25 protein-coding genes are annotated in these 24,711 nt (G+C 58.3%); 10 read left to right on the plus strand and 15 right to left on the minus strand.

Annotation, left to right across the window (positions count from 1 at the left end):
• Positions 1-12: 12 nt before the first annotated feature.
• From EOK75_RS08370 to EOK75_RS08405, 8 genes are all read right to left on the minus strand, one after another.
• Positions 13-1,065: a siderophore-interacting protein gene (locus tag EOK75_RS08370; RefSeq protein WP_168199188.1), complete on the minus strand. Its 1,053-nt coding sequence runs from the start codon at positions 1,063-1,065 to the stop codon at positions 13-15.
• Positions 1,049-3,190 (minus strand): TonB-dependent receptor, encoded by a 2,142-nt coding sequence (locus EOK75_RS08375; protein ID WP_137193517.1) that lies wholly within the window; start codon positions 3,188-3,190, stop codon positions 1,049-1,051. The genes EOK75_RS08370 and EOK75_RS08375 overlap by 17 nt, the downstream gene beginning before the upstream one ends.
• Positions 3,191-3,323: 133 nt before the next feature.
• Positions 3,324-4,139: an ABC transporter ATP-binding protein gene (locus tag EOK75_RS08380; RefSeq protein ID WP_137193518.1), complete on the minus strand. Its 816-nt coding sequence runs from the start codon at positions 4,137-4,139 to the stop codon at positions 3,324-3,326.
• Entirely contained in the window at positions 4,132-5,109 is a 978-nt protein-coding gene (locus tag EOK75_RS08385; RefSeq protein WP_137193519.1) for a FecCD family ABC transporter permease, read from the minus strand. The genes EOK75_RS08380 and EOK75_RS08385 overlap by 8 nt, the downstream gene beginning before the upstream one ends.
• Positions 5,106-6,104, minus strand: a complete 999-nt coding sequence (locus EOK75_RS08390) for a FecCD family ABC transporter permease (protein WP_137193520.1) — start codon at positions 6,102-6,104, stop codon at positions 5,106-5,108. The genes EOK75_RS08385 and EOK75_RS08390 overlap by 4 nt, the downstream gene beginning before the upstream one ends.
• A complete protein-coding gene (locus tag EOK75_RS08395) occupies positions 6,101-7,036 on the minus strand; it encodes an iron-siderophore ABC transporter substrate-binding protein (RefSeq protein ID WP_205965445.1) in 936 nt (311 codons plus the stop codon). Before EOK75_RS08395 ends, EOK75_RS08390 begins: the two co-directional genes overlap by 4 nt.
• A 260-nt stretch (positions 7,037-7,296) precedes the next feature.
• Entirely contained in the window at positions 7,297-7,800 is a 504-nt protein-coding gene (gene secB, locus EOK75_RS08400) for a protein-export chaperone SecB (protein WP_137193522.1), read from the minus strand.
• Between the two features lie 54 nt (positions 7,801-7,854).
• The gene (locus EOK75_RS08405; protein WP_137193523.1) at positions 7,855-8,337 is read right to left on the minus strand and encodes an FxsA family protein; all 483 of its coding nucleotides are present in this window, start codon (positions 8,335-8,337) and stop codon (positions 7,855-7,857) included.
• Between the two features lie 151 nt (positions 8,338-8,488).
• Here EOK75_RS08405 and EOK75_RS08410 point away from each other — a divergent pair, with 151 nt between their 5' ends.
• Entirely contained in the window at positions 8,489-9,148 is a 660-nt protein-coding gene (locus tag EOK75_RS08410; protein WP_137193524.1) for a Tim44/TimA family putative adaptor protein, read from the plus strand.
• Positions 9,149-9,295: 147 nt separating this feature from the next.
• Positions 9,296-9,871 carry a Smr/MutS family protein gene (locus EOK75_RS08415; protein ID WP_137193525.1) on the plus strand — a complete coding sequence of 192 codons (576 nt, stop codon included), beginning with the start codon at positions 9,296-9,298 and terminating at the stop codon, positions 9,869-9,871.
• Positions 9,872-9,905: 34 nt separating this feature from the next.
• Here EOK75_RS08415 and hslU read toward each other — a convergent pair whose 3' ends face one another.
• Both hslU and hslV read right to left on the minus strand, forming a co-directional pair.
• Complete coding sequence (gene hslU, locus EOK75_RS08420) at positions 9,906-11,213, minus strand: ATP-dependent protease ATPase subunit HslU (RefSeq protein WP_137193526.1); 1,308 nt, start codon at positions 11,211-11,213, stop codon at positions 9,906-9,908.
• Between the two features lie 12 nt (positions 11,214-11,225).
• On the minus strand, positions 11,226-11,789 hold the full coding sequence (gene hslV, locus EOK75_RS08425) for an ATP-dependent protease subunit HslV (RefSeq protein WP_137193527.1): 564 nt from the start codon (positions 11,787-11,789) through the stop codon (positions 11,226-11,228).
• Positions 11,790-12,008: 219 nt separating this feature from the next.
• Between hslV and EOK75_RS08430 the strand changes: the two genes are divergently transcribed.
• A complete protein-coding gene (locus EOK75_RS08430; protein WP_137193528.1) occupies positions 12,009-12,890 on the plus strand; it encodes an SPFH domain-containing protein in 882 nt (293 codons plus the stop codon).
• Positions 12,887-13,159: an NfeD family protein gene (locus tag EOK75_RS08435; RefSeq protein ID WP_137193529.1), complete on the plus strand. Its 273-nt coding sequence runs from the start codon at positions 12,887-12,889 to the stop codon at positions 13,157-13,159. The genes EOK75_RS08430 and EOK75_RS08435 overlap by 4 nt, the downstream gene beginning before the upstream one ends.
• A 7-nt stretch (positions 13,160-13,166) precedes the next feature.
• On the opposite strand, the gene EOK75_RS08440 is transcribed toward EOK75_RS08435, so the two are convergent.
• On the minus strand, positions 13,167-14,009 hold the full coding sequence (locus EOK75_RS08440) for an SDR family oxidoreductase (RefSeq protein ID WP_137193530.1): 843 nt from the start codon (positions 14,007-14,009) through the stop codon (positions 13,167-13,169).
• Between the two features lie 136 nt (positions 14,010-14,145).
• Between EOK75_RS08440 and EOK75_RS08445 the strand changes: the two genes are divergently transcribed.
• The 4 genes from EOK75_RS08445 (at position 14,146) to EOK75_RS08460 (ending at position 17,568) form a co-directional block, all read left to right on the plus strand.
• Positions 14,146-15,627 (plus strand): AMP nucleosidase, encoded by a 1,482-nt coding sequence (locus tag EOK75_RS08445; RefSeq protein ID WP_137193531.1) that lies wholly within the window; start codon positions 14,146-14,148, stop codon positions 15,625-15,627.
• A 145-nt stretch (positions 15,628-15,772) separates the two neighbouring features.
• A complete protein-coding gene (locus EOK75_RS08450; protein WP_137193532.1) occupies positions 15,773-16,060 on the plus strand; it encodes an HU family DNA-binding protein in 288 nt (95 codons plus the stop codon).
• Positions 16,061-16,163: 103 nt separating this feature from the next.
• The gene (locus EOK75_RS08455; protein ID WP_137193533.1) at positions 16,164-16,679 is read left to right on the plus strand and encodes a DinB family protein; all 516 of its coding nucleotides are present in this window, start codon (positions 16,164-16,166) and stop codon (positions 16,677-16,679) included.
• Between the two features lie 19 nt (positions 16,680-16,698).
• Positions 16,699-17,568, plus strand: coding sequence for a DMT family transporter (locus EOK75_RS08460; RefSeq protein WP_137193534.1), 870 nt, complete (start codon positions 16,699-16,701; stop codon positions 17,566-17,568).
• Here EOK75_RS08460 and hspQ read toward each other — a convergent pair.
• Complete coding sequence (gene hspQ / locus EOK75_RS08465; RefSeq protein WP_137193535.1) at positions 17,565-17,891, minus strand: heat shock protein HspQ; 327 nt, start codon at positions 17,889-17,891, stop codon at positions 17,565-17,567. The two genes, EOK75_RS08460 and hspQ, sit on opposite strands and share 4 nt — an antisense overlap.
• Before the next feature lie 84 nt (positions 17,892-17,975).
• Here hspQ and EOK75_RS08470 point away from each other — a divergent pair, with 84 nt between their 5' ends.
• Positions 17,976-18,857 (plus strand): AEC family transporter, encoded by an 882-nt coding sequence (locus EOK75_RS08470; protein WP_137193536.1) that lies wholly within the window; start codon positions 17,976-17,978, stop codon positions 18,855-18,857.
• Positions 18,858-18,931: 74 nt separating this feature from the next.
• Positions 18,932-19,513, plus strand: coding sequence for a transglycosylase SLT domain-containing protein (locus tag EOK75_RS08475; RefSeq protein ID WP_137193537.1), 582 nt, complete (start codon positions 18,932-18,934; stop codon positions 19,511-19,513).
• Between the two features lie 29 nt (positions 19,514-19,542).
• Here EOK75_RS08475 and EOK75_RS08480 read toward each other — a convergent pair whose 3' ends face one another.
• The 3 genes from EOK75_RS08480 to EOK75_RS08490 form a co-directional block, all read right to left on the minus strand.
• A complete protein-coding gene (locus EOK75_RS08480; RefSeq protein ID WP_137193538.1) occupies positions 19,543-20,163 on the minus strand; it encodes a LolA family protein in 621 nt (206 codons plus the stop codon).
• Between the two features lie 157 nt (positions 20,164-20,320).
• On the minus strand, positions 20,321-23,392 hold the full coding sequence (locus EOK75_RS08485) for a DNA translocase FtsK (protein WP_137193539.1): 3,072 nt from the start codon (positions 23,390-23,392) through the stop codon (positions 20,321-20,323).
• Between the two features lie 3 nt (positions 23,393-23,395).
• Positions 23,396-24,583 carry an aminotransferase class I/II-fold pyridoxal phosphate-dependent enzyme gene (locus EOK75_RS08490; protein ID WP_137193540.1) on the minus strand — a complete coding sequence of 396 codons (1,188 nt, stop codon included), beginning with the start codon at positions 24,581-24,583 and terminating at the stop codon, positions 23,396-23,398.
• Between the last annotated feature and the right edge of the window lie 128 nt (positions 24,584-24,711).

Below are 24,711 nucleotides of genomic sequence, written 5' to 3' on the forward strand. Positions count from 1 at the left end.
CAAACCGCCGCCCTATTGTGCATCAGATGTCGGGGCCGTCCAATATGCCGCGCTTTGGAATTCATCCTTGGCCAAACCCTGTTCACCCAGATACCCGCGGGCCGCCACCGCCTCTGAGCGTTCGGCCGCGAAAAAGACAAAACGGTCTTTTTCGGGCAAGGCCGCTGCATGCAAGGCATCTAATGGTGTCTGGCTATCCTTGCGCAGGGCCCACTGGACCGTCATGCCGGCCGGATGCGCCAATGACTGGATATCCGCAGCATCGGGCACAAAAAGTACGGCCTTGCCCGCTGTTTTTTCAGGCAAGACGGCAAGCTGTCTGGCAATGACAGGCACCGCCGTTTCATCCCCGATCAACAGCTGCCATCCGGCTTTGCGATCGGCGCGGCCACCATTTGGCCCCGTCAGGGCAACCTCATCCCCAAGCGTCACAGATTTGGTCCATTCCGTCACGCGGCCGCCATCATGCAAAAAGATATCAAAATCGATGCACGCAGATCCGCCCGCGCTACAGACGATCGAGCGCACCGTGTAAACCGGCCGATGCCACGCTTTGTCGCCACCGGGCCATTGGGTTACGCCGGTTTCATCCGTATAGGGCCAGCCCGCATCTTTCGGCCCGAACAATAGCCTGAAATGCAGGCCCCCATCGGCAAAACGCGCCAGATCGGGACCTTCAATCGTAACCCGCGCATAGGCCGGGGAAAGGTGGAGCACCCCAACGACGGTTGCGGTGCTCAGGTTGGCGGGACGGCCTTTGTCTGCTTCGGGCTTCCACACCACCGGGATGTGCAGGGCCTTCATCCGTTCCGCAAGCGTATCACGCAGCAGCTGCAAGGCGGCGGCCGTCTCGGACGAGATATCCAGCCGCGTTTGCGCCGCATCACCCGAAACCTGCACCACGCCGCGTTGGAACTGGATCAGGCTGGTGTCGGCATTCTGCTCGACAGTAAGCCCCTGCGCGGTCGCATATTCGGTGAATTTATCGCGGGTCAAAGCAAACGGTAGGGCAACCGTCGCGAAAGTTTGGTGCCCTGCCGCCGCCATCTTAAAATGTAAAGCCATAGACGAGGCCAATCTCGCGGCCCTCTCCTTGTGTTGCCAGGACGCCGGGACCGTTTTCATAGGTGAAATAATCGGTGTCAAAGGCATTGGTCACATAGGCCGTCAACTTTGATTTCTCCCAAGCATAGCCAACGGAAAGATCCACGGTCGTATAGTTGTCAAGCTTGACGGGTTGTGCCACGCCACCTTCAAGCCGCGACAGGCTGCTGCCGGTGTATTGGATCGAACCGGTGCTGAACCAGCCGGTCGCCTCTCCGGCGTAATAACCCAAAGAGATCGACGCTTCGGGCGCGCCGGGGAAGGATTGCCCCGAATAGTCGATGCCATTGGCCTCAAAGCTTTTGAACTCGGTGTGCAGCAAGCCGACGGACCCATAAAGGTCCACGATGTCGGTCGCGGCATAGCTCAGCTCCAGCTCGGCACCGTAGGATTTGGATTTGCCCGCATTGGTGATGTAGTTGTTGGGGTAAGAACCCACCTCAACCTGCTGGGAATCCCAGTCCTGATAGAACACGCTTGCTGCAAAGCCGAGTTTGTCATCAAGCCCCCGCCCACGGTAGGACAGTTCCAGATTTTTTGCTTTTTCCGCGTCATACTCAAATGCAGCGCCCGTCGCTGCCAAGATGCCGGACCCACCGGGGCGGTAGCCTTCTTGATAAATCAGCGCGATCTTGTTGCTGTTGGCCAGCTCATATTCGATCCCGACCTTCGGCACGAAAACCGTATCGCTAAAGGAGGATTCACTGTTGCTGGTCGGAACGCCGTCCGTCACCAGCGAAGCTGTCTGGTCCTGATCAAAGTAATCCAGACGACCGCCGGCGATGACGGTCCAGCTTGGCGCGAACTCATAGGCAACCTCGCCAAATGCCGCGATGTTGAGCATGTCACCGGTATTCTCGGAATACTGATTTTCGGGCAGGTAGGTCGTAAAGCTGGGCAGGGTCGCATCGCGGAACGATGTCTGTTCTTCCTTGCCAATATAGAAGCCCCCGACCCAACGCAGGCCCTCGGCCTCATAGTTCAGGCGGAATTCTTGTGTCAGCAGCTCTTGATCAAATTCACCGGCAACGGTCAGGAATTCACCCGCCGTGCCTTCGTTGATGGAATAACGTTCGGTCAGCGATGAGGAGTAACCGGTTTGCGCGGTAAAGGTCAGGTTATCATTGACGTGATGGGTGACTTCGATACCGAAGTTATCCACCTTTGTGTTGCGCACATCCTGAAAACCCGGGAATTCCGGTATCAATGCGGTGTAGAAGTCGGGCAGGATATTGCCCCAGATGTCGCCGCGTTGCGCGCCATAACCCGTCGAGGCCGTTGACCAATAAGGGCCTGCAATATCATTCGGGGCCGGGTTGCCATATGAATGCGAATAGCTGAACAGAACGTCGGTTTGATCGGTTGCCTGCCACAAAAGCTTGCCGCGAAGGGTGTATTGTTCGTCCGAGGTGATATCGTCATAACGGTCAAAACGGGTATAGGACGGATAGTTTAGGTCGTTGTCCTTGCTGTAATATTCACCGCTGATCCGGTAGGCAAGGTTGGGCGCAAGCGTATCCCCGAAGGCGAGGCCCACAGATTTCTTGTTGTCAGAGCCATAGCCCAGCTCAACCTTGCCGGAACGCGCAAACTCGGGGTCTTTGGTCCGCAGATGGATTGCACCTGCCAAGGCCGAACGCCCGCTAAGGGTCGATTGCGGGCCGCGGAACACCTCGATCTGTTCAGCGTCGAAAACCCCGTTGATCCCGCGACGCGTGCCCTCAACGGTTTGCTGGACCCCGTCGATATAATAGGCGGCCAGCGGTGTGCCCAGCCCCCCCGGTGTCTGACCCTCAGAGTTGATGCCGCGCAAAACAAAGCCGCTTTCGACAAAATCGCCGGCCTGAACGTTGGCCATGTGCCGAAAGGCGTCACGGTAATTGGAGATCGTCGGATCGGCTAGCTCGGCGGCGGTCACGATTGCAACGCTGCTGTTGGTTTTTTCGGCCTGGCCCGTTGTCCGGTCGCCATAAAGAACCAAGGTTCCCAGATCAAACGCCACATCTTGCGCCATTGCCGCGTTGATCGACAGAATGGAAACGCTTCCGGCAAGCGTGACAGAGTAAATAAGTCTGTTAAAAATCATATCGCGATCCTGAATATCTGGCACTGGTGATGTGGCTGGCTTCAGGCTGGCGATTGACGGGCACAATACACGACAAATATAGTAAGGAAAGGGTAAACGCCCCGGAATCTAATGCTATGACAGGGTGTGACGCTTAGGCATCAGCGGGATCACTCAGCGTCCGTTGAGGCAGGCAAAATGGCAACCCGCTATCGGGATCTTGGAAAACTTTGACCTCGATACCAAAGGCGCGGGCGATAACCTCTGGCGTAATGATATCCTTTGCCGGGCCCTTGGCCATGACTTTCCCCGATTTCAGCATGATCAGATGATCGGCATATCGGGCCGCCTGATTTAAATCATGCAAGACGGCGACAACAGTCATGGCCCGCGCATCGACCAACCGCCGGATCAGGTTCATCAGATCGACCTGATGCGCGATATCAAGATAGGTTGTCGGTTCATCCAGCAACAAGATAGGGGTCGCCTGTGCAAGGGTCATCGCAATCCAGGCGCGTTGCCGTTGCCCGCCCGACAGCACATCAAGCGGCCGGTCTTGCAACTTCTGCAAGGAGGTGAGCGCAAGCGCCTCGGCCACGGCTGCGTCATCATCCGCAGTCCAGCCACCAAACAAGGGCCGATGCGGATAGCGGCCCTGCCGGACCAGATCGATCACACGCAAGCCGTCGGGGGCCATCGCCCCTTGGGCCAGCAGGCCAACGCGGCGCGCAAATTCCTTGGTGCTCATGCGGGTTATGGCCTGCGCGTCCAGCAAAACCGTCCCCGAAGCAACAGGTTGCAGCCGCGCAAGCGCCCGCAGGATGGTGGATTTACCCGATCCGTTCGGCCCCAAAAGCACGGTCAGCCGACCCGGCGCAATTTTCAAATCCAGATCCTCGACAATCCGGGTGGCCCCATAGTCCACCGCGACAGCTTTGGTCTGTAACTCATCGGTATTGGGCCTAATCATGACGCTTCTTCCACAAAATATAACCAAAGAACGGCGCCCCCAGAAGGGCCGTTGCCAACCCCACCGGCAACTGCCCCGGCGCAAAGACACGGCGCGCAAACAGATCCGCCAGCACGACCATCACCGCGCCCGTCAATGCCGCCGCCGGGATCAGACGGGCGTGGCCGGCACCAACCACCCTGCGCGCAACATGAGGGGCAACAAGACCAACAAAGGCAATCGGGCCGGCCGCGGCCACAGCCACGCCCGCCAGCCCCGCAGCCGCAAAAACGGCGATCCCGCGCACCATATGGACCCGCTGGCCCAAGGCGCGGGCCGTGGTATCGCCCAAGGAAATAAGGTCAAGATCATGTTTCATCAGCCACAGAACCCCGACGGCAGGCAGCCCCCCGGCCAATAGCCACAGCGATTTGACCCAGCGCGCATCGTTCAAGGACCCCGCCAACCAGACCATCGCGCGCTGTGCCTGCGCCACCGGCCCAAAGACAGAAAGAAACGAGGCCGCAGCCCCCGCCAGCGCCCCCAAACCGATACCGACCAAGATCAGCCGAAGGGTGTTTGTACCCGCCCGCCAGGCCAGCGCATAGATCGCTGCCGACATCGCCAAAGCGCCGCCGACAGCGAACAGCGGCAACAGGCTTTCGGGCAGATTGTCTGCTTGAACAATGACAATTGTAGCGGCCAGTGCTGCACCGGAATTGATGCCCAGCAGGCCCGACTCGGCCAGCGGGTTTCGGATCAACGCTTGCGTGGCGGCACCGGCCACCGCCAATGCCGCGCCGACCAATGCGCCCAGAATTGCGCGCGGCAGCCGCAGCTCGATCACGATGAATCCGTTGGTTATGGGCGTGCTATCCGCGCCAACCAATGCCCCCAGAACCGAGAGTGCAGGGATGCGCTGATCTCCGACAGAAAGGGACGCCATCAGGGATATAGCCAGTGCAAGTGTCAGCCAGATACTCGCCCTCATGGCTTACCCGCCCTTTCACGGCGGGCCAGCCAGATAAAGAAGGGCGCGCCGATGGCTGCCAGCGAGATGCCAACCGGCACATCCCGCGCGAAAATTGCCCGCGGGACCGTATCGGCCAATAACGTCAAGCCCGCCCCGACCACGCAGGCAAACGGCAGGATGCGTGCATAGTTGCTGCCTATACACATCCGCACCAAATGGGGCACCACAAGCCCGACAAAGCCGATAGGGCCGGCCAGCGCAACCGCGCTTCCGGCCAGTCCGACCACCAAAAGGGCTGAAATCGCCAGCCAAAGCGGCTGGTTCTGCCCCAAGCTGCCGGCCGTATCAGCCCCCAGCGCCAATACGTTGAACTGCTGCCGCAGCAAGATCGCGCCAGCAAGCGACAAACCCGCATAGGGGGCCAACAACAAGACGCTTTGCATATCGCGGCCCTTTAGGGAGCCGGCGGTCCAAAGGCGCACCTCGTCAAAGGTTTGCATATCGACGACCAGAATAGACATGGTCAACGCCCCCAAAAAGCTGGCAACAACGACACCCGCCAAAACCAGCTTGACCGGCGTGGCACCCGCACGGCCCGCACCCCCCAAAAGATAAACAAGTGCCGCCGCACAGCCTGCACCAAAAAACGCGAACCAGACCAAACTGCCCGCATCACTGACCCCGCCCAGCGCGATGGCTAGAACGACAGCAAAACTGGCCCCGGCATTGACCCCCAACAGCCCCGGATCGGCCATGGGGTTGCCGGTGACGGCTTGCATGATTGTCCCCGCTGCGGCCAAAGCTGCGCCAACCACAATGGCGGCCAGCAACCTTGGCAGCCGGACCTCTTGCACGACAATCTCTACCCGCTGGTTTGCATCTGACCAAAGCGCGCGCCAGGCATCAGACAATGATATATCAGATGTGCCGACCGTCAGCCCCCAGACCAGCAAGGCCAGCAAACCCGCTGATAGCAACACCAGTCCCAAGCAGTCCCGGCGAATATCGGTCAAGGTGCCCCCACCACATAGGCTTCAAGATCATCAAGCACACGATGGGCCGAGGCGATCCCGCTGAACTGCATCCATGTCCCGTGCGACACACGATGAACCTGACCGGACCGGACAGCAGGCAGCATTTTCCACAAGGGATCACTCAGCACTTCGGCGTGCCGACCGTCCTGGTCAGAGGCATTGGTCCCCCCGACAATATAGAGCAAAATGTCGCCGTCCAGCTGCGCCAGTTCCTCACGGTCGGGCCGCTTGAGGGCCAACGACGGATCATCCGTTGTCTCATAGGCGCTGCGCCGGACGCCCGCCTGTTTCATAATCTCAAAGGGCGCATATGTTTCGGGGGCATCAAGATAGACCTGAAAATCCCATGAGGTAATGCGCAGCACCGAAACGGTCGTATCTGGCATCCGCGCCTTGATATCCGCAATGCGCTGGTCAAGCGTATCAAGCGCGTCTGCTACCTCTTGTTCCTTGCCGCTCAAACTTGCCAGAAGGCGGTAGAATTCCCGCCAATCGGTCGAGGTGAAAAGCAAGGTAGGGGCCACGCGCGCGGCCATCGGGTAAATCCCCGAGGCAACCGACTCCGACCCGACGAAGCCGATAATCAAGTCTGGCTGTAGTGCCACGATGGTCTCAAGGCTGGGTTCGGTGACGAAACCGGTGCTGGTGATGTCATGCTCCACCGCCCGCTTGTGAAGGGCTTCATCGCTCATCATTTCAAGGGGGGCACCAACAACAGGCAACCCGACATCCAACCCGACGCCCAGCCCGAAGCTTGGGTCCAGAACAACCACGCGGGCAGGCGTTTCGGGAATGCACAGAGGGGCGTTAAAAACATCACCACGGTCCAGCTCAATGCCTTCGCATGCAACAGCAGAACTGGCAAAAACGACCGACAGGACGGTTAGGATATATCCGGAAAGTTTCACCATATTCAGCCCCATTAAGACACATAATGGCTGAGAACCTAGCGGCTTCCTGGCTACGCAGCTTAATGTCAAATTAAAGCGGGGCAGTCAATTTCTTTGACGAGGTCGGCTTTTGGGGCCGGTCTTGATCCGGTAACCGCCCGCAATTTGCAGGCACCCAGCGCCTTCGTACCCTTACTAAATCAAAAGCCTGCCGCGATTTCCGCAGCAGGCTTTCTTGTCTGAATGTCCGCAAGGGGGGCACACCCCGCCCTTGTGAAAAATCAGGAAACCGGTTTGTCGGTCTTTTGCTCTTCGGCGCGACGGGCAAGCTCTGCCCGGTACAGGGCCAGAAAATCCACGGTATCGATGTTGAGCGGCGGGAAACCACCATCGCGGGTCACATCGGAAATGATGCGGCGCACGTAGGGGAACAACATGCGCGGGCATTCGATCAGCAAGAACGGATGCATCTGATCTTCTGGCACGCCTTCAATGTGGAAAATACCGCCGTAATCCAGCTCCACAACAAACAAAACCTCGTCGTTGGCTTTGTTCTTGGAAGTTACGCGAAATTTCGTAATCACCTCAAACTGGTTGTCCGTGCTGCGCTTGCGGGCATCAAGGCTAACGGCGACTTGGGTGTCGGGCTGGACATCGCCACCCTGCATGCCACGTTGTGCCACAGCATTTTCAAAGGACAGGTCACGAACGAACTGGCCCAGAACTTGCATTTTTACTTGTGCTGCGGGTTGTGGCGCAGCTGCGGCACCATTTGCTTCAGTCATTATATATCTCCCAAAAAATTATTAGCCGTGGTTTAGCAGGTGATTGTCGTGGTCTCAATGCTCTGTCCAGCGGGAGGGGCGATTGTTTTTGGGATCATTCGGCTCATTATCGTCCGAGACATCAATATATTCGGCATCAATAATATCGTTCCCGGGCGGGCGATGCGCGGTCGTGGCCCCTGCACCCACAACTGTCACGCGGGCGGCAATGGCAGTGATGATCATTTGCCGCAATTGCGGGATCAGCAGCAAAAAGCCGACCGTATCGGTAAAAAACCCCGGTGTAAGCAATAATGCCCCCGCAAAAAGGATCATCGCGCCATGTGCCAGCGGTGACAAAGGGTCGCGCATTTGTGACATGGAGCTGCGCAATTCAGCCAGAACACGCAGCCCTTGTCTGCGCACCAAAACCGTCCCGATAATACCGGTTGCAAGAACAATCGCCAGCGTGGGCCAAAGCGTAAGCCAGCCCCCGACCTGAATAAAAAGGCCGATCTCAATCAAGGGAACGACAACAAACGCAAGCAGTAGCCACATGATCGGGCCTCCTTTCCCGGATACCCGGTGATTTCTTTACAGTCGGGGCGGTAGACTTGGCGCACCCCACACCCTACATAAGTATAAAGAGGTGACTTACCAACACCCCAAACCGCATCGGGCCATTTGCCCCGGCTTTCTGAGGACTGACATGAATTCTTCGCTAATCCAACTTCTCGTTCTTGCGGGAATTGCCGTTTTCCTGATCCTGAAGCTGAAAAGCGTTCTGGGCACGCGTGAGGGGTTTGAAAAGCCGCCTTTGCCGTTGGACGACGACAAGCCAAGTGCCCGCAAAGGGTTTGAGGTTATCGAAGGCGGGCCGGACCGCGATATCGTTGACCATGTCGCCGATGGCTCTGACGCCGCCAACGCGCTTTACACGATGAAAAAAGCCGAGCCAAGCTTTTCGGTAGGGGAGTTTCTGGGCGGCGCGCGCGGCGCCTATGAGATGATCTTTATGGCGTTCGAGAAGGGTGAGATTGAAGAGATCAAACCGTTCCTGTCCCCCGATGTTTATGAAAGCTTTGCCGAAGCCGTCGCCGCCCGTGAGGCGCAAGGCCTAACGGTAGAGGCAAACTTTATCGGCATCCGGGAGCTTGCGGTTCAATCCGCAGAATTTGATACGACCAGCCGTGAGGGTGAGGTTTCCGTTCGCTTTGTGGCAGAGCTGTATTCGGTCGTGCGCAACAAGCTGGGTGAGATTGTCGAAGGCAGCCCGTCCGAGATCAAGCGCCAGCGCGATGTCTGGACCTTTGCGCGCCAGATGGGTGCTGATGATCCCAACTGGTTGCTGGTTGCCACCGGCGATTGATGCGGCCTGCTTTTTCGCGGCGGGCGCTCTGCCTGTCTGCGCGTTAGGCTTGGGGTAGGCCATGGCGAAACTGTTGAAGTTTTCGGAACTGAAGGGCTGGGCGGCGGATAATCACCGTGCTGCCCCCGCCTTTGCGGAGGCAGGCTAATGTCGCGCCGCCGCCGTCCGCTTGGCCCAGAGGAGGAAGCCCTTTGGGATGCTGTTGCGCGAACGGCCAAACCGATGCATGCCCCTGTTGTCAAAAGAAAACCCAAGGATGCGCCGGCCCCGTTGCCACAGCCCGCCACGCAACCCGCGCCGGCTCATCGCATCGCACCGTTTCGTTTGGGTGAAAAGCCGGGTACACCAAAGCCCAATCCCGCACCCCCATCGGCCTTGCAAATGGATGCCAAGGCTTTTGGCAAGCTGACCCGTGGCAAGCTTGCGCCTGAATCGCGCATTGACCTTCACGGCATGACATTGGCCGAGGCGCACCCCGAATTGATCCGCTTTATCCTGAATGCACATGGCAAAGGGTTGCGTCTGGTGCTGGTGATTACGGGCAAGGGCAAGCCGGGAATGGATACCAGCGTGATGCCGCGCCGGACCGGCATTTTGCGCCAACAACTGCCGCATTGGTTGCGCCAACAGCCGCTTGCATCGGCGATTTTGCAAGTGACCGAGGCGCATTTACGCCATGGCGGGCACGGCGCATTTTACGTTTATTTGCGCCGGTCTCGTTAAATTACGTCGGGGCGCGGTCCCGCACCCCGACTGATTAAAGAACGTAACGCGAAAGATCGGCAGAACGCGAAAGCTCGCCTAGATGCTCTTCGACGAAGGCGGCGTTGACCTCTACCGTTTCCCCGCCGCGATCGGGCGCGTTGAAGGACAGATCCTCAAACACACGCTCAATCACGGTATAAAGCCGGCGCGCCCCGATGTTTTCAACCGACTGATTGACCTCGGCGGCGATGTGGGCAAGGGCCTTGATGCCATCCTCGGTGAAGCTGACGGTCACGCCTTCGGTGCCCATAAGGGCCGTATACTGCAGGGTTAGTGCATTGTCCGGCTCTGTCAGGATGCGGACGAAATCATCCTCGGTGAGGGGGCGAAGCTCTACGCGGATCGGCAGGCGGCCTTGAAGTTCGGGCAGCAGGTCCGATGGTTTTGCCACATGAAAGGCACCGCTGGCGATGAACAGGATATGGTCGGTTTTCACCGGCCCGTGCTTGGTCGAAACCGTCGTGCCCTCGATCAGTGGCAGCAAATCGCGCTGCACGCCCTCGCGGGAAACATCGGCACCACGAGCATCGGCACGGGCGCAAACCTTGTCGATCTCATCAATGAAAACGATGCCGTTTTCCTGCACTGCCTCTAATGCCGCCAGCTTTACCGCCTCATCATCCAGCAGTTTATCTGCCTCTTCTGACACCAGAAGCTCGTGGCTTTCGGCGACGGTCAGCTTGCGTTTCTGGGTGCGGCCCATTTTGCCGAACAGATCGCCAAGGTTCATCATGCCGCCCATTTGCCCGCCGGCACCCTGACCGTTCGGGTCAAAGGCCGCGAACGGATTGGTGGTGTCGGCGATTTCCAGTTCGATCACCGTATTGTCCAGCTCGCCGGCTTTCAGCTTGCGGCGGAACATCTCGCGGGTTTGTTCGCGGGCGTCCTTGCCGGCGACCGCCTCAATCACGCGATCCTCGGCGGCGGCAAAGGCACGGGCTTTGACATCCTCACGCATGCGGGCGCGGGTGTCGATCATCGCAGCATCGACCAGATCACGGATGATGCTGTCAACATCACGGCCGACATAGCCGACCTCGGTAAACTTGGTGGCCTCGATCTTTAGAAAGGGTGCTTGGGCCAGCTTGGCCAGCCGGCGGCTGATCTCGGTTTTGCCGACGCCGGTCGGGCCGATCATCAGAATATTCTTCGGATAGACTTCATCGCGCAAGTCATCGCCAAGCTGCTTGCGCCGCCAACGGTTGCGCAGGGCCACAGCAACGGCACGCTTGGCGTCTTTCTGGCCGATGATATAGCGATCCAGCTCGGACACGATTTCGCGGGGGGTAAGGTCGGTCATTATGGGTTCCTGTCAGTCAGTCGCGCTTATTGTTTCCACGGTCAGATTGCCGTTGGTGTAAACGCAAATATCGGCGGCGATTGCCATGGCTTTGCGGGCGACATCCTCGGCCGGCAGGTCGGTTGTCATCAACCCGCGTGCCGCCGCCAAAGCAAAGTTCCCGCCAGAGCCGATTGCCGCAATGTCATGCTCAGGCTCCAACACATCGCCGGCGCCGGTGATGATGAAAAGGTCCTTGCCGTCGGTCACAATCAGCATCGCCTCAAGATTGCGCAGATATTTATCCATCCGCCAATCCTTGGCCAGATCGACCGATGCGCGCGCCAGTTGCCCCGGCATCGCCTCCAGCTTTTTCTCCAGCCGTTCCAATAGGGTAAAGGCGTCGGCGGTTGATCCGGCAAAGCCGCAAACCACATCGCGCCCGCCCGGCGAAAGCCGCCGCACCTTGCGGGCCGACCCTTTGATAACCGTTTGCCCAAGGCTTACCTGCCCGTCACCCGCCACCACAACTTCCCCGCCGCGCCGCACTGCCAGAATGGTTGTTCCGTGCCAGCCGGGGAATTTATCATCTGCCATAGTATCCTCCGCGTTTCGTGCCCAATATGGCGGTGGGGGCGGGGCTGCACAAGGTGAAGGGTGCGAATTGGCGCGTCTGGCTTTGACGACAAGGAATAATTAATTGATGCATGCGATCTAGGTTCGGATGATGCCGACACCGGTGAAACAAGGGTTTACCTTGCGTGGACGGGCATAAGGGACCAATTATGGTTAAGAACTCGCGAAAAGGGCAGAGCGATGGATATTGAGCAGTTTATCGGTGGGAATGCGGTGGCGATTGCGATCGCCGTTTTCATCATTGTTTGTATTTTTCTGGGCGTGCGGATTGTGCCGCAATCAGAGCAACATGTGGTGGAACGCTTTGGCAAGCTGCGCTCGGTTTTGGGGCCGGGGATCAACTTTGTCGTGCCGTTTCTGGATAAGGTTGCGCATAAAATCTCTATTCTGGAACGCCAGCTGCCCAACGCCATGCAAGATGCGATTACCGCAGATAACGTGCTGGTAAAGGTGGAAACATCAGTGTTCTACCGGATTATCGAGCCGGAAAAGACGGTTTACCGCATCCGCGATGTCGATGCCGCAATCGCGACAACGGTCGCGGGGATTGTGCGCTCCGAGATCGGCAAGATGGAGCTGGATCAGGTGCAATCCAACCGCAGCCAGTTGATCGGCATGGTGCGCGAACTGGTAGCGGCGATGGTCGATGACTGGGGGATTGAGGTGACGCGGGCCGAGGTTCTGGACGTGAACCTTGATGAGGCCACGCGCGCCGCGATGTTACAGCAGTTGAATGCTGAACGCGCACGGCGGGCACAAGTAACAGAGGCCGAGGGCAAGAAGCGGGCGATGGAATTAAACGCGGACGCCGAACTTTATGCCGCCCAGCAAGAAGCCAAGGAACGCCGCGTTCTGGCCGATGCCGAGGCCTATGCGACCGGCGTGATTGCCGAGGCGATCCGCCTGCACGGGTTGGAGGCGGCGCAGTATCAAGTAGCACTTAAGCAGGTGGAGGCATTGACAGCCGTGGGGCAGGGGGCCGGCAAGCAAACGATTATCGTGCCGGCGCAGGCGTTGGAGGCCTTTGGCGACGCCTTCAAAATGCTGAAGGGCCGAACATGAGCTGGTATGGCCTTTGGTGGGTCTGGATCGTTCTGGGCTTTGCGCTTGGCGTGCTGGAGGTGCTTGCGCCCGGCTATATTTTCCTTGGCTTTGCCTTGGGGGCCGTGGCGACCGGTGTTTTGGTCGGCATCGGGGTCTTGGGCAGCTTGCCCACGACATTGCTGATCTTTGCGGTGGCCTCCTTGCTTGCGTGGATCGTGATGCGCAAACTGTTGGGCTCCCAAGCAAGCAAGGTCAAAATATGGGATCGCGATATCAACGACAACTAACAGAAAGTCAGAATTCGGCGTCAAACAACGCGCGCAGGCCGCTGCGATAATCGGGGTGGATCAGCTCTACGCCAAGCTCCTCTTTTATGCGGTCATTTCGCACGCGTTTGCTTTCGGCGTAAAAGCTGCGCGCCATCGGGGTCATCTTTGCCGTATCCCAGTTTTCACTTGGCGGAACGGGCAGGCCCAAAAGCTCGGCGGCATAGGCGATGACATCCTCGGGCGGGGCTGGATCATTGTCACAAATGTTATAGGTGCGACCGGGGTTTGGCTGCGCGACAGAGGCGGCAAGCACCTGCGCGATATCATCAACATGGATGCGCGAAAACACTTGATCCGGCTTGAGGATGCGGCGCGCGCTGCCCTCTAGCACCTTGGCAAAGGGGCCGCGGCCGGGGCCGTAAATGCCGGCGAGCCGGAAGATATGCAACGGCAGGCCCAAGGCTTGCCACTGATCCTCGGCCAATACGCGCTGCTGGCCCCGCTGGGTGCTTGGGGTCAGCGGGGTTTCTTCATCAACCCAACCGCCTTGATGATCGCCGTAAACCCCCGTGGTGGATAGATAACCGACCCATTCCAGATCTGACGCCAAGATCTGCGGCCCAAGGGCTGCCAGTACCGGATCACCGCCCGCATCCGGCGCGACAGAGGTCAGCAGATGGCTTGCCTGCTCCAAGGCCGGCGCGATGTCCTCACCCGGCCAGATCACCGCTTCAATCCCGTTCGCGCGCATCTTGGCGGCTTTTTGCGCGTTGCGGGTGGTGCCGATAATGCGCCAGCCCAAAGGTTGCAAAAGCCGGGCCAAGCCCTGCGCCGAATAGCCGTGACCAATAGAAAGAAGTGTTTTCATCCGTTCAGTATCAAGCCCGTTGCCGGCCTATGCAACTTGAAACTGGTAAGGCGAAGCACACCAATCAAAAGGCTTGAAGTCTTATCGCAACCCGCCCTTAATGCCGCCAGCAAAGCTGTAGGGAAAAGTAGATCGCATGACCGATAGTATGAGCCTTCCGATTTTAACGCCGAAAGACCCGCTAAGTGACCACTTCACCTCGGCATTGGCGGCAGTGGACCGGCTAGAGGAGTTGTATTTCGAGGCCACGCAGTTTTTGGCCCAACAGTTCAGCGCAGCCGTCACCCAAGGCAGGCCGGACGCGCGGGTGCGGGCCTATTACCCTGAAATCCGGCTAACAACGACAAGCTTTACCAAAAGCGATTCGCGGTTCAGCTTTGGCTATGTGGCGCATCCCGGTACCTATTCCACCACCATCACCCGCCCCGATCTGTTTCGCAAATACCTGATCCAACAGATCGAACTGTTGATGAAAAACCACGGCGTTGGTGTGCAGATCGGCCCGTCGGATACGCCGATCCCCGTGCATTTCGCGGTGGCGGGCAATCCGGGCATCTCTATCCCGCAAGAGGGTGTGTTAAGCTTTAGCCTGCGTGATGTGTTTGACGTGCCAGATTTGCAGACCACGAATGACGACATCGTGAACGGCACGCATGGTGCTTTTGCGGACGGCTCTTATCCGCTGGCCCCGTTCAGCGCGCAGCGGGTGGATTACAGCCTTGCGCGCCTGTCGCATTATACCGCCACCGATGCCGAGCACTTCCAGAACCATGTGCTTTTCACCAACTACCAGTTTTATGTGGAGGAGTTCGAGGCCTACGCAAGGGCGATGCTGGCTGATCCCGACAGCGGCTACACCGAATTTGTCGGCACCGGTAACGCGGTCTTGCGCACGGCAGATGGGGAGCTGCCGACACCGCTGAAGCTGCCGCAGATGCCGACCTATCACCTTAAACGTGCCGACGGGCAGGGGGTAACCTTGGTCAATATCGGGGTCGGGCCAAGCAATGCCAAAACCGCGACCGACCACATTGCCGTGCTGCGCCCGCATGCCTGGATGATGGTGGGCCACTGTGCCGGCTTGCGCAACAGCCAGAGCCTTGGGGATTTTGTCCTTGCCCATGCCTATTTGCGCGAGGATCACGTGTTGGATGATGACTTGCCCGTCTGGGTGCCCATCCCCGCGCTGGCCGAGATCCAGATCGCGCTGGAAAATGCGGTGGCCGATGTGACGCAATTGCAAGGGTTTGACCTCAAACGGATCATGCGAACGGGGACCGTTGCCACGATCGACAATCGCAACTGGGAGCTGCGCGATCACTCTGGCCCCGTGATGCGGTTAAGCCAGTCGCGCGCTATTGCGCTGGATATGGAAAGCGCCACGATTGCGGCCAACGGCTTTCGGTTCCGGGTGCCTTACGGCACGCTTTTGTGCGTTTCCGACAAGCCGTTGCACGGCGAACTGAAGCTGCCGGGGATGGCCTCGGACTTTTACAAAACGCAAGTGGCGCGACATTTGCAGATAGGCATCCGCGCGATGGAGCGCCTGCGCGAGATGCCGCTGGAGCGTATCCATAGCCGTAAGTTGCGCAGCTTTGAGGAAACAGCCTTCCTATAAAGGGAAAACCCACTCAACATTCACTCATTACCGGAATTTGTGCTTGATTTAAGGCGTAAAAACCTGTGTAGCGGGGGCATTCGCCCACAAGGGCTGCATATATGCCCCCAACGAACGGCAGGGCAAGACAATGGAGACAGGACTAATGAACAAGCCAATGACAAAGACGCAGTTGATTGCAGCGCTGGCCGAAGAAATGGGCACCGACAAGAAAGTCGCGACGACCGCTCTCGAAGCAGTTGCAGCGATTGTCACCCGTGAAGTTGCAAGCGGTGGTGCGATCACGCTTCCCGGCTTGGGCAAAATGGCATGCCGCGCACGCCCCGAGCGTCAGGTGCGCAACCCTGCAACGGGTGAAACCATGACCAAAGGGGCTGACAAGCAGGTGAAATTCACCATCGCCAAAGCTTTGAAAGATTCGGTCAACGACTGATCTTTGATCGCGGCTTTGCCGGATTTAATAGGCCGCCCCGCGTGATGGGGGTGGCCTTTTTCTTTGGCTTGGCGCTTTCTGGTTTTCAGATAAGGGGGGCGTGATGCCGAACAAGGAATATGCCGTTGCCATGGCGCGCTATAATGTGTGGCAAAACGCAAACCTGATTCAGGCCGCGACCGGATTGGACCAACCTACACGGCAAAAGGCGCGCGGCAGTTTCTTTGACAACATCGAGGCGACCTTTGCGCATTTGCTTTGGGGGGATCGCATCTGGCTAAGCCGTTTTGCCGAAACCCCCGCCCCGCAAGGTGGCATCGCGCAATCAACCGCCCTGCCCCAAGGCTGGGCGCGGTTTTGCGCTGATCGCGCCGCTTTTGATCGCCAGATCCTGAAATGGGCGCATGGGGTGGACTCTGCGTGGTTTGAGGGCGATCTGACATGGCATTCCGGCGCTTTGGGCAAGGATGTGACCAAACCGAAACGCATTCTGGTGCTGCAACTCTTTAACCATCAGACCCATCATCGCGGGCAAATCCACGCGATGTTGACCGCGGCAGGCGCCAAGCCGGGTGATACCGACGTGCCGTTTATGCCCGACCAATATAACGAAATTTAACGAACAAGGGACGAACGGAATGGATGTACGCGCGATATTCATGGGGCTGGCTTTTGCGTTCATGTGGTCCTCTGCCTTTACCTCGGCGCGGATGATTGTGGCCGATGCACCACCGTTGACGGCTTTGGCATTGCGCTTCTTTGCATCGGGGTTGATCGGGATTGCGATTGCCGCCGCCCTTGGGCAAACCGCACGGCTGACACGCAGCCAGTGGCGGGCGACGATCATATTTGGCCTGTGTCAGAACGCGCTCTATCTCGGCTTCAACTTTGTCGCGATGCAATGGGTAGAGGCCTCACTGGCCGCCATCGTGGCCTCTACCATGCCGCTTTTGGTGGCGCTTGCCGGCTGGGCGATCTTTAAGGAACGGTTGCGGCCCTTGGGCTATGCGGGCTTGTTGGCCGGGATGGTCGGCGTGGGCATCATTATGGGCCACCGGATTTCGGACGGGGTGGATTTGGTCGGGCTGCTGTTTTGCGGGATCGGGGTGCTGGCGCTTGCTTTTGCGACGCTTTCGGTGCGCACGGCCTCAAGCGGTGGCAATTTGCTGATGATTGTCGGTTTGCAAATGCTGGTTGGCGCCTCGTTATTGGCAGTTGCCGCCGTCGCATTGGAAACATGGGATGTGAACTGGACACCGCGTCTGGGGCTGGCCTTTGCCTATACCACGTTGGTGCCGGGGCTTTTGGCGACATGGGTCTGGTTCTTGCTGGTTGCCCGGATCGGGGCGGTTCGCGCGGCGGCGTTCCATTTCCTTAACCCGTTTTTCGGGGTGGCAATAGCGGCGCTGTTTCTGGGCGAAAGCCTGACACTTTGGGATGTGGCAGGGGTTGTCATCATCGCCGGCGGGATCTTGGCCGTGCAAATGTCACGTGCGGTGCGTGCTTAATTCAGGTTGAACTGAAGCGGGTAAAAGCCATCCTCAAACTCTCCGAACAGATCAGAGAGGTCGGGGTGGCTTACCGGTTCACCGGTTTCATCCGGCATCAGGTTCTGCTCTGACACATAGGCCACATAGTAGCTTTGATCATTTTCCGCGAGCAGGTGGTAAAACGGCTGCTCTTTGTTCGGACGGCTTTCTTCGGGGATGTTTTCATACCATTCGTCGGTATTGGAAAACATCGCATCGACATCAAAAACCACCCCGCGAAACGGGTGTTTACGATGGCGCAAAACTTGGCCCAGATGATATTTCGCGCGTGATTTAAGCATTAGTTGCACCCCATTGGGCCGACTAGTAATGCCATGCACTGGGTCTTGTCCACCGGGCAAGGCAGCAAAACAGGGAAACAGACTGTGAATCTAATTTTAACAGTATTGGAAATAGTGGCTCCCGTCGCGATCTTGGCATCAATCGGTTTTATCTGGGTTAAGGCCGGTTTTGAATACCGGATGGAGTTTGTGACCCGCTTGGCGATGATGCTGGCGACACCCTGTTTGGTCTTTACCGCCCTGATGAAAACCGAGATTGAGCCTGCCGCGCTTACCAGCATGCTGCTTGCCGCGATTGCGACTTATGGCGCGCTGACGTTGCTCTTTTGGGGGCTGACCGCCGTGTTGGGGCTGGAGCGCCGGACATATCTGCCACCGTTGATTTTTGGCAATACCGGCAATCTGGGCCTGCCCTTGGCGCTGTTTGCCTTTGGTGAGGCTGGGATCGGCTATGCCGTGGTGATCTTTGCTGTGGCGGGGATCTGGGGCTTTACCTACGGGATATGGCTGGTTTCCCAAGGCGGCTCGCCGTTGAAGGTGTTGCGCGAACCTTTGGTGGTCAGCACCCTTCTTGGCGCGCTGTTTTTGTGGCAAGGCTGGCATACGCCGACATGGCTGACCAACGCGCTGGAGATGATCGGGCAGATGGCGATTCCGCTGATGCTGATCACGCTGGGCGTGGCCGTCGCGCGGCTTTCGCCGGGGCGGTTGGGGCAGGCGTTGTGGCTGTCGTTGCTGCGGGTTGCGGTCTGCGTTGCGGTTGCACTGGGGGTAGGGCTTGGCTTTGCGCTGGAACCTGTCGCGCTGGCGGTGCTGGTTTTGCAGATCAGCACGCCGGTTGCGGTCACGACCTATATGCTTGCCGCCAAATACGGCGCGGATGCCGATGCGGTGGCGGGGATGGTGATTGTCTCGACGTTGCTGTCGGTCATCACTTTACCGCTCACTCTCGCTTTTCTGATCTGAGGCGGTGCGCTGCCCCATTCCCCTTTTGCGAAATCTGCCCTAAGGTACATGCAAAATATAATGTGCGAGGGCATATGAGCAGGTTTCTCCGCGCGTCGGTATTGATGTTGTTGCTAGGCTCTTGTGGCGGTGGCAATTTCTCGGCGCCCCGTGATTTGGATAACGCGTGCAGCATTGCGCGCGAGCGACCGCAGTATTACCGCGCCATGAAGGCAACAGAACGCAAATGGGGTGTTCCGGTGCATGTGCAGATGGCGACGATCCATCAGGAATCGAAGTTCATCGGTGATGCAAAGACACCGCATAAATGGGCTTTGGGGATCATTCCGCTTGGGCGTCAAAGCTCTGCCTATGGGTATAGCCAGGCGCTGGATGGCACATGGGATGAATACCGAGAAAAACAGCGCCGCGGCTCTGCCAGACGGGACCGCATTTCGGATGCCACCGATTTCATGGGCTGGTATATGGACCAGTCGGAAAAGGATCTCGGGCTGTCAAAATGGGATGCGCGCGCCCATTACCTTGCCTATCACGAAGGGCGCACCGGCTATGCGCGCGGCACCTATCGCAGCAAGCCATGGTTGCTGCTGGTTTCCCAAAAGGTGGCTGACAGGGCTGCGCAATACCGCGCCCAATTGGTAAGTTGCGGAAAATAGCGGGGCAGGGGGGCAAATCGCCCCCTTTTTTATTGCCGCTGCCGCGTCGCCATAGAGATATTGAACAGCGACGCCTTCAGTTTTGCGCCCTTTTTCATTTCCCCCAAGATCATCGTCGTTTCGGCCCCGCTATCATCGCGGATGATCCATTGCCGCAGCTCTGTCGGCGCTGAGGTAAAGACTAGCTCGATAGAACCATATTCCGGATGCTCGGGGTCTTGGGCGCGAACGCGGGTGGTGTTGCCATCCTGACTGTGGCCCGTAACCATTTTGGCGCGGCCCAGATCGACATTCTTATCAAGGATGATCGACAAAGGTGTGCGGGAAAGCGGATATTGCTCTGGTGGCTGGTTGGATTTCGCGTCAAAAATCGCGACCTGCCCACCGCCGGCAATAACAAGATTGTTGTCAGGCGCGGCATATTCAAAGCGCACGCGGCCGGGGCGCTGAATGTAAATCTGGCCCGTGGCGATGGAGCCGTCAGAATTGATCTGGGTAAACTCTGCCTCGGCCGTGGTCAGCGCATTAAGATAGCGCGACAATTCCTGGAGCGTGATTTTTTCAGCAGCGGCAGGTATGGCCAATGCGGTCAGGAATGTCATCGCCGCAAAGGGCATTGCAATCGAACGGAAAAAAGATCTGCGGTTCATCGGGTTGGTCCCACTCATTACGCCTTATCAGATACATATAGGCATGACGGGCGCGCCCTGCATCCATTTGCGCGATGCCAACACGCGGATGTGAGCAAGTTTTTGCCCGAAGATCACGCTGGACGGCGGGGTACTGCCCACCGTCCAGCGGATTTTATCAATGCTCGGGCAGCAAAATCTCGCGCTTGCCGACATGATTGGCGGCGGTAACAACGTGATTTTCCTCCATCTGCTCCACCAGTTTTGCGGCTTTGTTATAACCGATCCCCAGTTTGCGCTGGATGTATGACGTGGAGCATTTACGATCTTTGGCAACCACAGCAACCGCTTGATCATAAAGTTCATTTTCCGAGCTGTCGCTGGAGCCGAGACCAAGAACAAGGTCGATATCGCTTTCTTTGTCATCATCCACGCCCTCAACCACGCCCGACATATAGGACGGCGGGCCATAGCTCTTGAGGTGATTCACGATTTCTTCGACTTCCTCATCCGAGACAAACGGCCCGTGGATGCGGGTGATCTTGGCACCACCGGCCATGTAAAGCATATCGCCCATGCCCAGAAGTTGTTCGGCACCCATCTCGCCCAAAATCGTGCGGCTGTCGATTTTCGACGTTACCTGGAACGAGATCCGCGTCGGGAAGTTGGCCTTGATCGTGCCGGTGATCACATCCACCGAGGGGCGTTGTGTCGCCATGATAAGGTGAATCCCCGACGCCCGCGCCATCTGCGCAAGGCGCTGGATGCAAGCCTCAATCTCTTTGCCGGCAACCATCATCAGGTCGGCCATCTCATCGACGACCACCACAATATAGGGCAAGGAAACGGGTGTATCCTCTTCGGTTTCAAACACCGGCTCGCCAGTATCTTCATCAAAGCCGGTCTGGATCGTGCGCTTGAACATCTCGCCTTTGGCCAGCGCCTCGCGGACGCGACCGTTATAGCCCTCAATGTTACGCACGCCCATTTTGGACATTTTGCGGTAACGTTCTTCCATTTCGCCGACCACCCATTTCAGGGCAACAACGGCCTTTTTCGGGTCGGTCACAACTGGCGAAAGCAAATGCGGGATGCCGTCATAAACCGAAAGCTCCAGCATTTTCGGGTCGATCATGATCAGCCGGCATTCCTCGGGCGTCAGCTTATAGAGCAGCGACAGGATCATCGTGTTGATCGCAACGGATTTACCCGAGCCGGTTGTCCCCGCAATCAGCAAGTGAGGCATTTTGGCAAGGTTGGCGACAATAGGCTCTCCACCGATATCCTTGCCAAGCGCCAGTGGCAGGCTCATCGCGCTGTCACCAAAATCACGGGCAGCAAGGATTTCGCGCAAGACCACTTTTTCGCGCCATGAATTCGGCAGCTCGATCCCGATGACCGAACGGCCCGGAACGGTGGACACCCGTGCCGAAAGCGCCGACATAGACCGCGCGATATCATCCGCAAGGCCGATCACACGGCTGGCCTTGAGGCCCGGAGCGGGTTCCAGTTCATACTGTGTAACCACTGGGCCGGGGCGCACGGCGACAATCTCGCCCTTCACGCCGTAATCATCCAGCACCGATTCCAGCATTCGCGCATTTTCTTCCAGCGCTTCCTCGGACAGGGTGTGGCGCTGGACGGTATCGGCGCTGGTCAAAAGGCTCAGCGGTGGCAGCTCATAGTCGCTGTGCTTTTCCTCAAACTTCAAATGTGGTTGCGCCTCTGCCTTGGCTTGGCGTGAGGGGGCAATCGGCTTGGCCGCGGCAGGTTGCACGATGCGGCGTTGTTCAACCACCGGCGCGCGGGGCAGGGGGGTCGAGACGCGGATAACCTCTGGTGCTATATCATCATCATCATCGGAAAACACGGAGTCGTCTTGTTCTTGGCTGTGATCGAAGTTTGCGACTTCCTCATCCCAAACGTCGGGTGTTTCGGCGATTTCCGTATCTTCATCGGCATTCAGCCATTCCGGTGCCTTGGGCACCACGCGGGACGGCGCCCCGAGGCGTTCCATATTGGGGCCATGTGTCAACGCTTGCGCATGTACCACAGGCCGATGATTTGGCGCAGATTGCACTGCGGGCGCACGTTGGCCTGTCAACGGCGGTTCACGACGGGCAATTGCGGCCTGAACCGCGGATTGCACCGTGGCCGCTTGGGGCGAAGGGTTCTGCCGCACCCGAGAGCGAATAACATCATTGATCCGCGCCTTGATGCGATCTTCGCTGCGCAAAGGCGGCTCGGCCACGGGCTCATGCTCTGCCTGCTGCATGGCAGCGCGGCGGATAAGCTGCGGCATACGCGCCAGAAGGCTCGGTTTGTCGGCCGGCTTTTCCACGACCTCATCGCTGTAGCGTTGCGCAACCAAAGGCTCGGCCTCTGGCTGCTGGGCGGAATGCAAATCATAGCCGTGGGTCGCGTTGGGGCGCAGCGATTTCGGGCGACCAAAGCCACCGATTGCGGGGTCAGCCCGCAAAGGCGCGTGCGGAACCCGATCGGAATAGACAAGATCATCTTGCGAATGGCTGGCAGCCATTTCACGTTGGGCGCGCTTCTTTTCGGCATAGCTTTGCGCGGCGCGGGCAGCACCAGCGGCAGATTGTCCCGCAACCGAGGCCGCCATCGCATAGGCACTGATCGCGCCAAAGATGACGAAGCGCTTGATCACGTTGATTTCCCGCATATCAAAGCCGGTGACATACAGCCCCATCGCCAGCAGGCCGGCACCGAAGGCAACCGAAAGCAGCTTTAGCCCGAACCCCGCACCAATCGGCAAAATCGCCAGCATCGCGCCCAGAACGGTATCGCCAAAAAGCCCCCCCAGCCCGATCGCGGCGTGCGGCCAGTTTGGCCCCGGCACATGGGTTGCCGCAAAAACCGACGCCAGCGCCACGGCAATCACGGCAAAGACCACACGCCCCATGGCACGATCCTCGCCCGTATGGCTCACAAAGCGCAGACCCCAAGCGCCAAGGATCAACGGAATCCCCCAAGACCCAAGCCCGCCGATGATAAACAATGTCGACGCGATGGAGGCCCCAAGCCGGCCCAGCCAGTTGTTGACCGGCGCATCGGTTGCCACCATCCAGCCCGGATCTGTGGCCGAATAGCTGCCCAGCAAGGCGGTAAAAGCCAAGGCCAGAACAATAAGCCCGATGCCCAGCAACTCGCGCCCGCGCCGTTCCAGCATTGCCGCTGTGTTTTGATCCACCAAAGGATCGCGCTGCCTGATCTGATAAGATGCCATGCTCTAATGTCCTTGCCCGTAGAGACAGTCGCGGAGCAGGGTCAGCCCGCGCTGTGTTTCTTCTTTTGGGGCGACCAAAGCCACCCGGATATAGCCCGCGCCGGGGTTTTCACCCGCCACATCGCGCGAAAGATAAGCCCCCGGCAGCACACGCACGCCGGTTTCCTGCCAAAGCTTCAACGCCGCATCCTCACCGTCCTGCACCGAAAGCCACAGGAAAAAACCGGCATCGGGGGATTGGTAGCCTTGGATACCGCTGAAAATCTGGTCCGCGAGGTCGAATTTATCGGCATAAAGCGCACGAGAGGCGGTGACATGCGCCTCATCCTCCCACGCCGCTTGCGATACCTTTTGGATTGGCAAGGGCAGGGGCGCGCCGGCAAAGGCACGCAGCTGGCGGATGCGGGTCATGGATTGCACCCCGCCCGCCACAAAACCGGACCGAAGCCCCGGCAAGTTCGATCGTTTGGAAAGGGAATGAAACGTCAGCGCGCGTTCCGGGTCCGCGCCGATGGTTTGCGCCACGGCAAGGATGCCGGGGGGCGGCGCGTTGCGGTAAATCTCGGCATAGCATTCATCCGCGAAAATGCGGAAATCATGCTTTTCGGCCAAGGTCAGCAGGTCCGCCCAGTAATCCGTGCTTGCAACCGCGCCCTGCGGATTGGCAGGTGAGCACAAATAGGCAATCGCCGTGCGGTCCAGAATATCACGCGGCAGACCGGCGTAATCGGGTAAAAACCCCGTGGCGGCGGTTGCGGGCACATAAACAGGTTCAGCCCCCATCGCCAATGCGGCCACGGCATAGACCTGATAGAACGGGTTGGGCATCAAGATCACGGGCCGTTTGCCTAATTTCATTTCAGGGCAAAGTGCCACCGAGGCGTTGAACAGCCCCTCGCGGGTTCCATTCAATGCCATGATCTGATTGGTGCCAAGGCCCACGCCATAGCGCCGCTGCACCCAAGCCGCGATTGCCGCCAGAAGTTCGGGCGTCCCATCATTTGGGGGGTATTTGGCAAAACCATCTAGATTTTGTGCCAAAATCGGGCCGACGAAATCGGGCATGGGGTGTCGCGGCTCTCCAATCGTCATGGAGATCGCCTCACCACCCGCCGGATGGGAATCCAGAAGTGCGCGTAGTCGCGGAAACGCGTATTCTGGCAGGTTCGAAAACCGCTCAGGAAATGCCATTGCTGCCTCATTTATCGGGGTCATTTCGCCCCGTTTGAAAGCAGGATAACGATGGTTTGCCCGCGGGTCCAGAAAAACGCTTTGATTTAGTGCGCTTGGGGGGGGCGATTGTGTCTTTTGCGTCCCTC

It is taken from the genome of Pseudorhodobacter turbinis, from assembly GCF_005234135.1.
GTDB classification, from domain to species: Bacteria; Pseudomonadota; Alphaproteobacteria; order Rhodobacterales; family Rhodobacteraceae; genus Pseudorhodobacter; species Pseudorhodobacter turbinis.

Bases quoted from the DNA above. Each gene is read 5' to 3' on its own strand.
- EOK75_RS08370 (WP_168199188.1), bottom strand. From the start codon at position 1,065: ATGGCTTTACATTTTAAGATGGCGGCGGCAGGGCACCAAACTTTCGCG.
- EOK75_RS08375 (WP_137193517.1), bottom strand. From the start codon at position 3,190: ATGATTTTTAACAGACTTATTTACTCTGTCACGCTTGCCGGAAGCGTT.
- EOK75_RS08380 (WP_137193518.1), bottom strand. From the start codon at position 4,139: ATGATTAGGCCCAATACCGATGAGTTACAGACCAAAGCTGTCGCGGTG.
- EOK75_RS08385 (WP_137193519.1), bottom strand. From the start codon at position 5,109: ATGAGGGCGAGTATCTGGCTGACACTTGCACTGGCTATATCCCTGATG.
- EOK75_RS08395 (WP_205965445.1), bottom strand. From the start codon at position 7,036: ATGGTGAAACTTTCCGGATATATCCTAACCGTCCTGTCGGTCGTTTTT.
- secB (WP_137193522.1), bottom strand. From the start codon at position 7,800: ATGACTGAAGCAAATGGTGCCGCAGCTGCGCCACAACCCGCAGCACAA.
- EOK75_RS08405 (WP_137193523.1), bottom strand. From the start codon at position 8,337: ATGTGGCTACTGCTTGCGTTTGTTGTCGTTCCCTTGATTGAGATCGGC.
- EOK75_RS08410 (WP_137193524.1), top strand. From the start codon at position 8,489: ATGAATTCTTCGCTAATCCAACTTCTCGTTCTTGCGGGAATTGCCGTT.
- EOK75_RS08415 (WP_137193525.1), top strand. From the start codon at position 9,296: ATGTCGCGCCGCCGCCGTCCGCTTGGCCCAGAGGAGGAAGCCCTTTGG.
- hslU (WP_137193526.1), bottom strand. From the start codon at position 11,213: ATGACCGACCTTACCCCCCGCGAAATCGTGTCCGAGCTGGATCGCTAT.
- hslV (WP_137193527.1), bottom strand. From the start codon at position 11,789: ATGGCAGATGATAAATTCCCCGGCTGGCACGGAACAACCATTCTGGCA.
- EOK75_RS08430 (WP_137193528.1), top strand. From the start codon at position 12,009: ATGGATATTGAGCAGTTTATCGGTGGGAATGCGGTGGCGATTGCGATC.
- EOK75_RS08435 (WP_137193529.1), top strand. From the start codon at position 12,887: ATGAGCTGGTATGGCCTTTGGTGGGTCTGGATCGTTCTGGGCTTTGCG.
- EOK75_RS08440 (WP_137193530.1), bottom strand. From the start codon at position 14,009: ATGAAAACACTTCTTTCTATTGGTCACGGCTATTCGGCGCAGGGCTTG.
- EOK75_RS08445 (WP_137193531.1), top strand. From the start codon at position 14,146: ATGACCGATAGTATGAGCCTTCCGATTTTAACGCCGAAAGACCCGCTA.
- EOK75_RS08450 (WP_137193532.1), top strand. From the start codon at position 15,773: ATGAACAAGCCAATGACAAAGACGCAGTTGATTGCAGCGCTGGCCGAA.
- EOK75_RS08455 (WP_137193533.1), top strand. From the start codon at position 16,164: ATGCCGAACAAGGAATATGCCGTTGCCATGGCGCGCTATAATGTGTGG.
- EOK75_RS08460 (WP_137193534.1), top strand. From the start codon at position 16,699: ATGGATGTACGCGCGATATTCATGGGGCTGGCTTTTGCGTTCATGTGG.
- hspQ (WP_137193535.1), bottom strand. From the start codon at position 17,891: ATGCTTAAATCACGCGCGAAATATCATCTGGGCCAAGTTTTGCGCCAT.
- EOK75_RS08475 (WP_137193537.1), top strand. From the start codon at position 18,932: ATGAGCAGGTTTCTCCGCGCGTCGGTATTGATGTTGTTGCTAGGCTCT.
- EOK75_RS08480 (WP_137193538.1), bottom strand. From the start codon at position 20,163: ATGAACCGCAGATCTTTTTTCCGTTCGATTGCAATGCCCTTTGCGGCG.
- EOK75_RS08485 (WP_137193539.1), bottom strand. From the start codon at position 23,392: ATGGCATCTTATCAGATCAGGCAGCGCGATCCTTTGGTGGATCAAAAC.
- EOK75_RS08490 (WP_137193540.1), bottom strand. From the start codon at position 24,583: ATGGCATTTCCTGAGCGGTTTTCGAACCTGCCAGAATACGCGTTTCCG.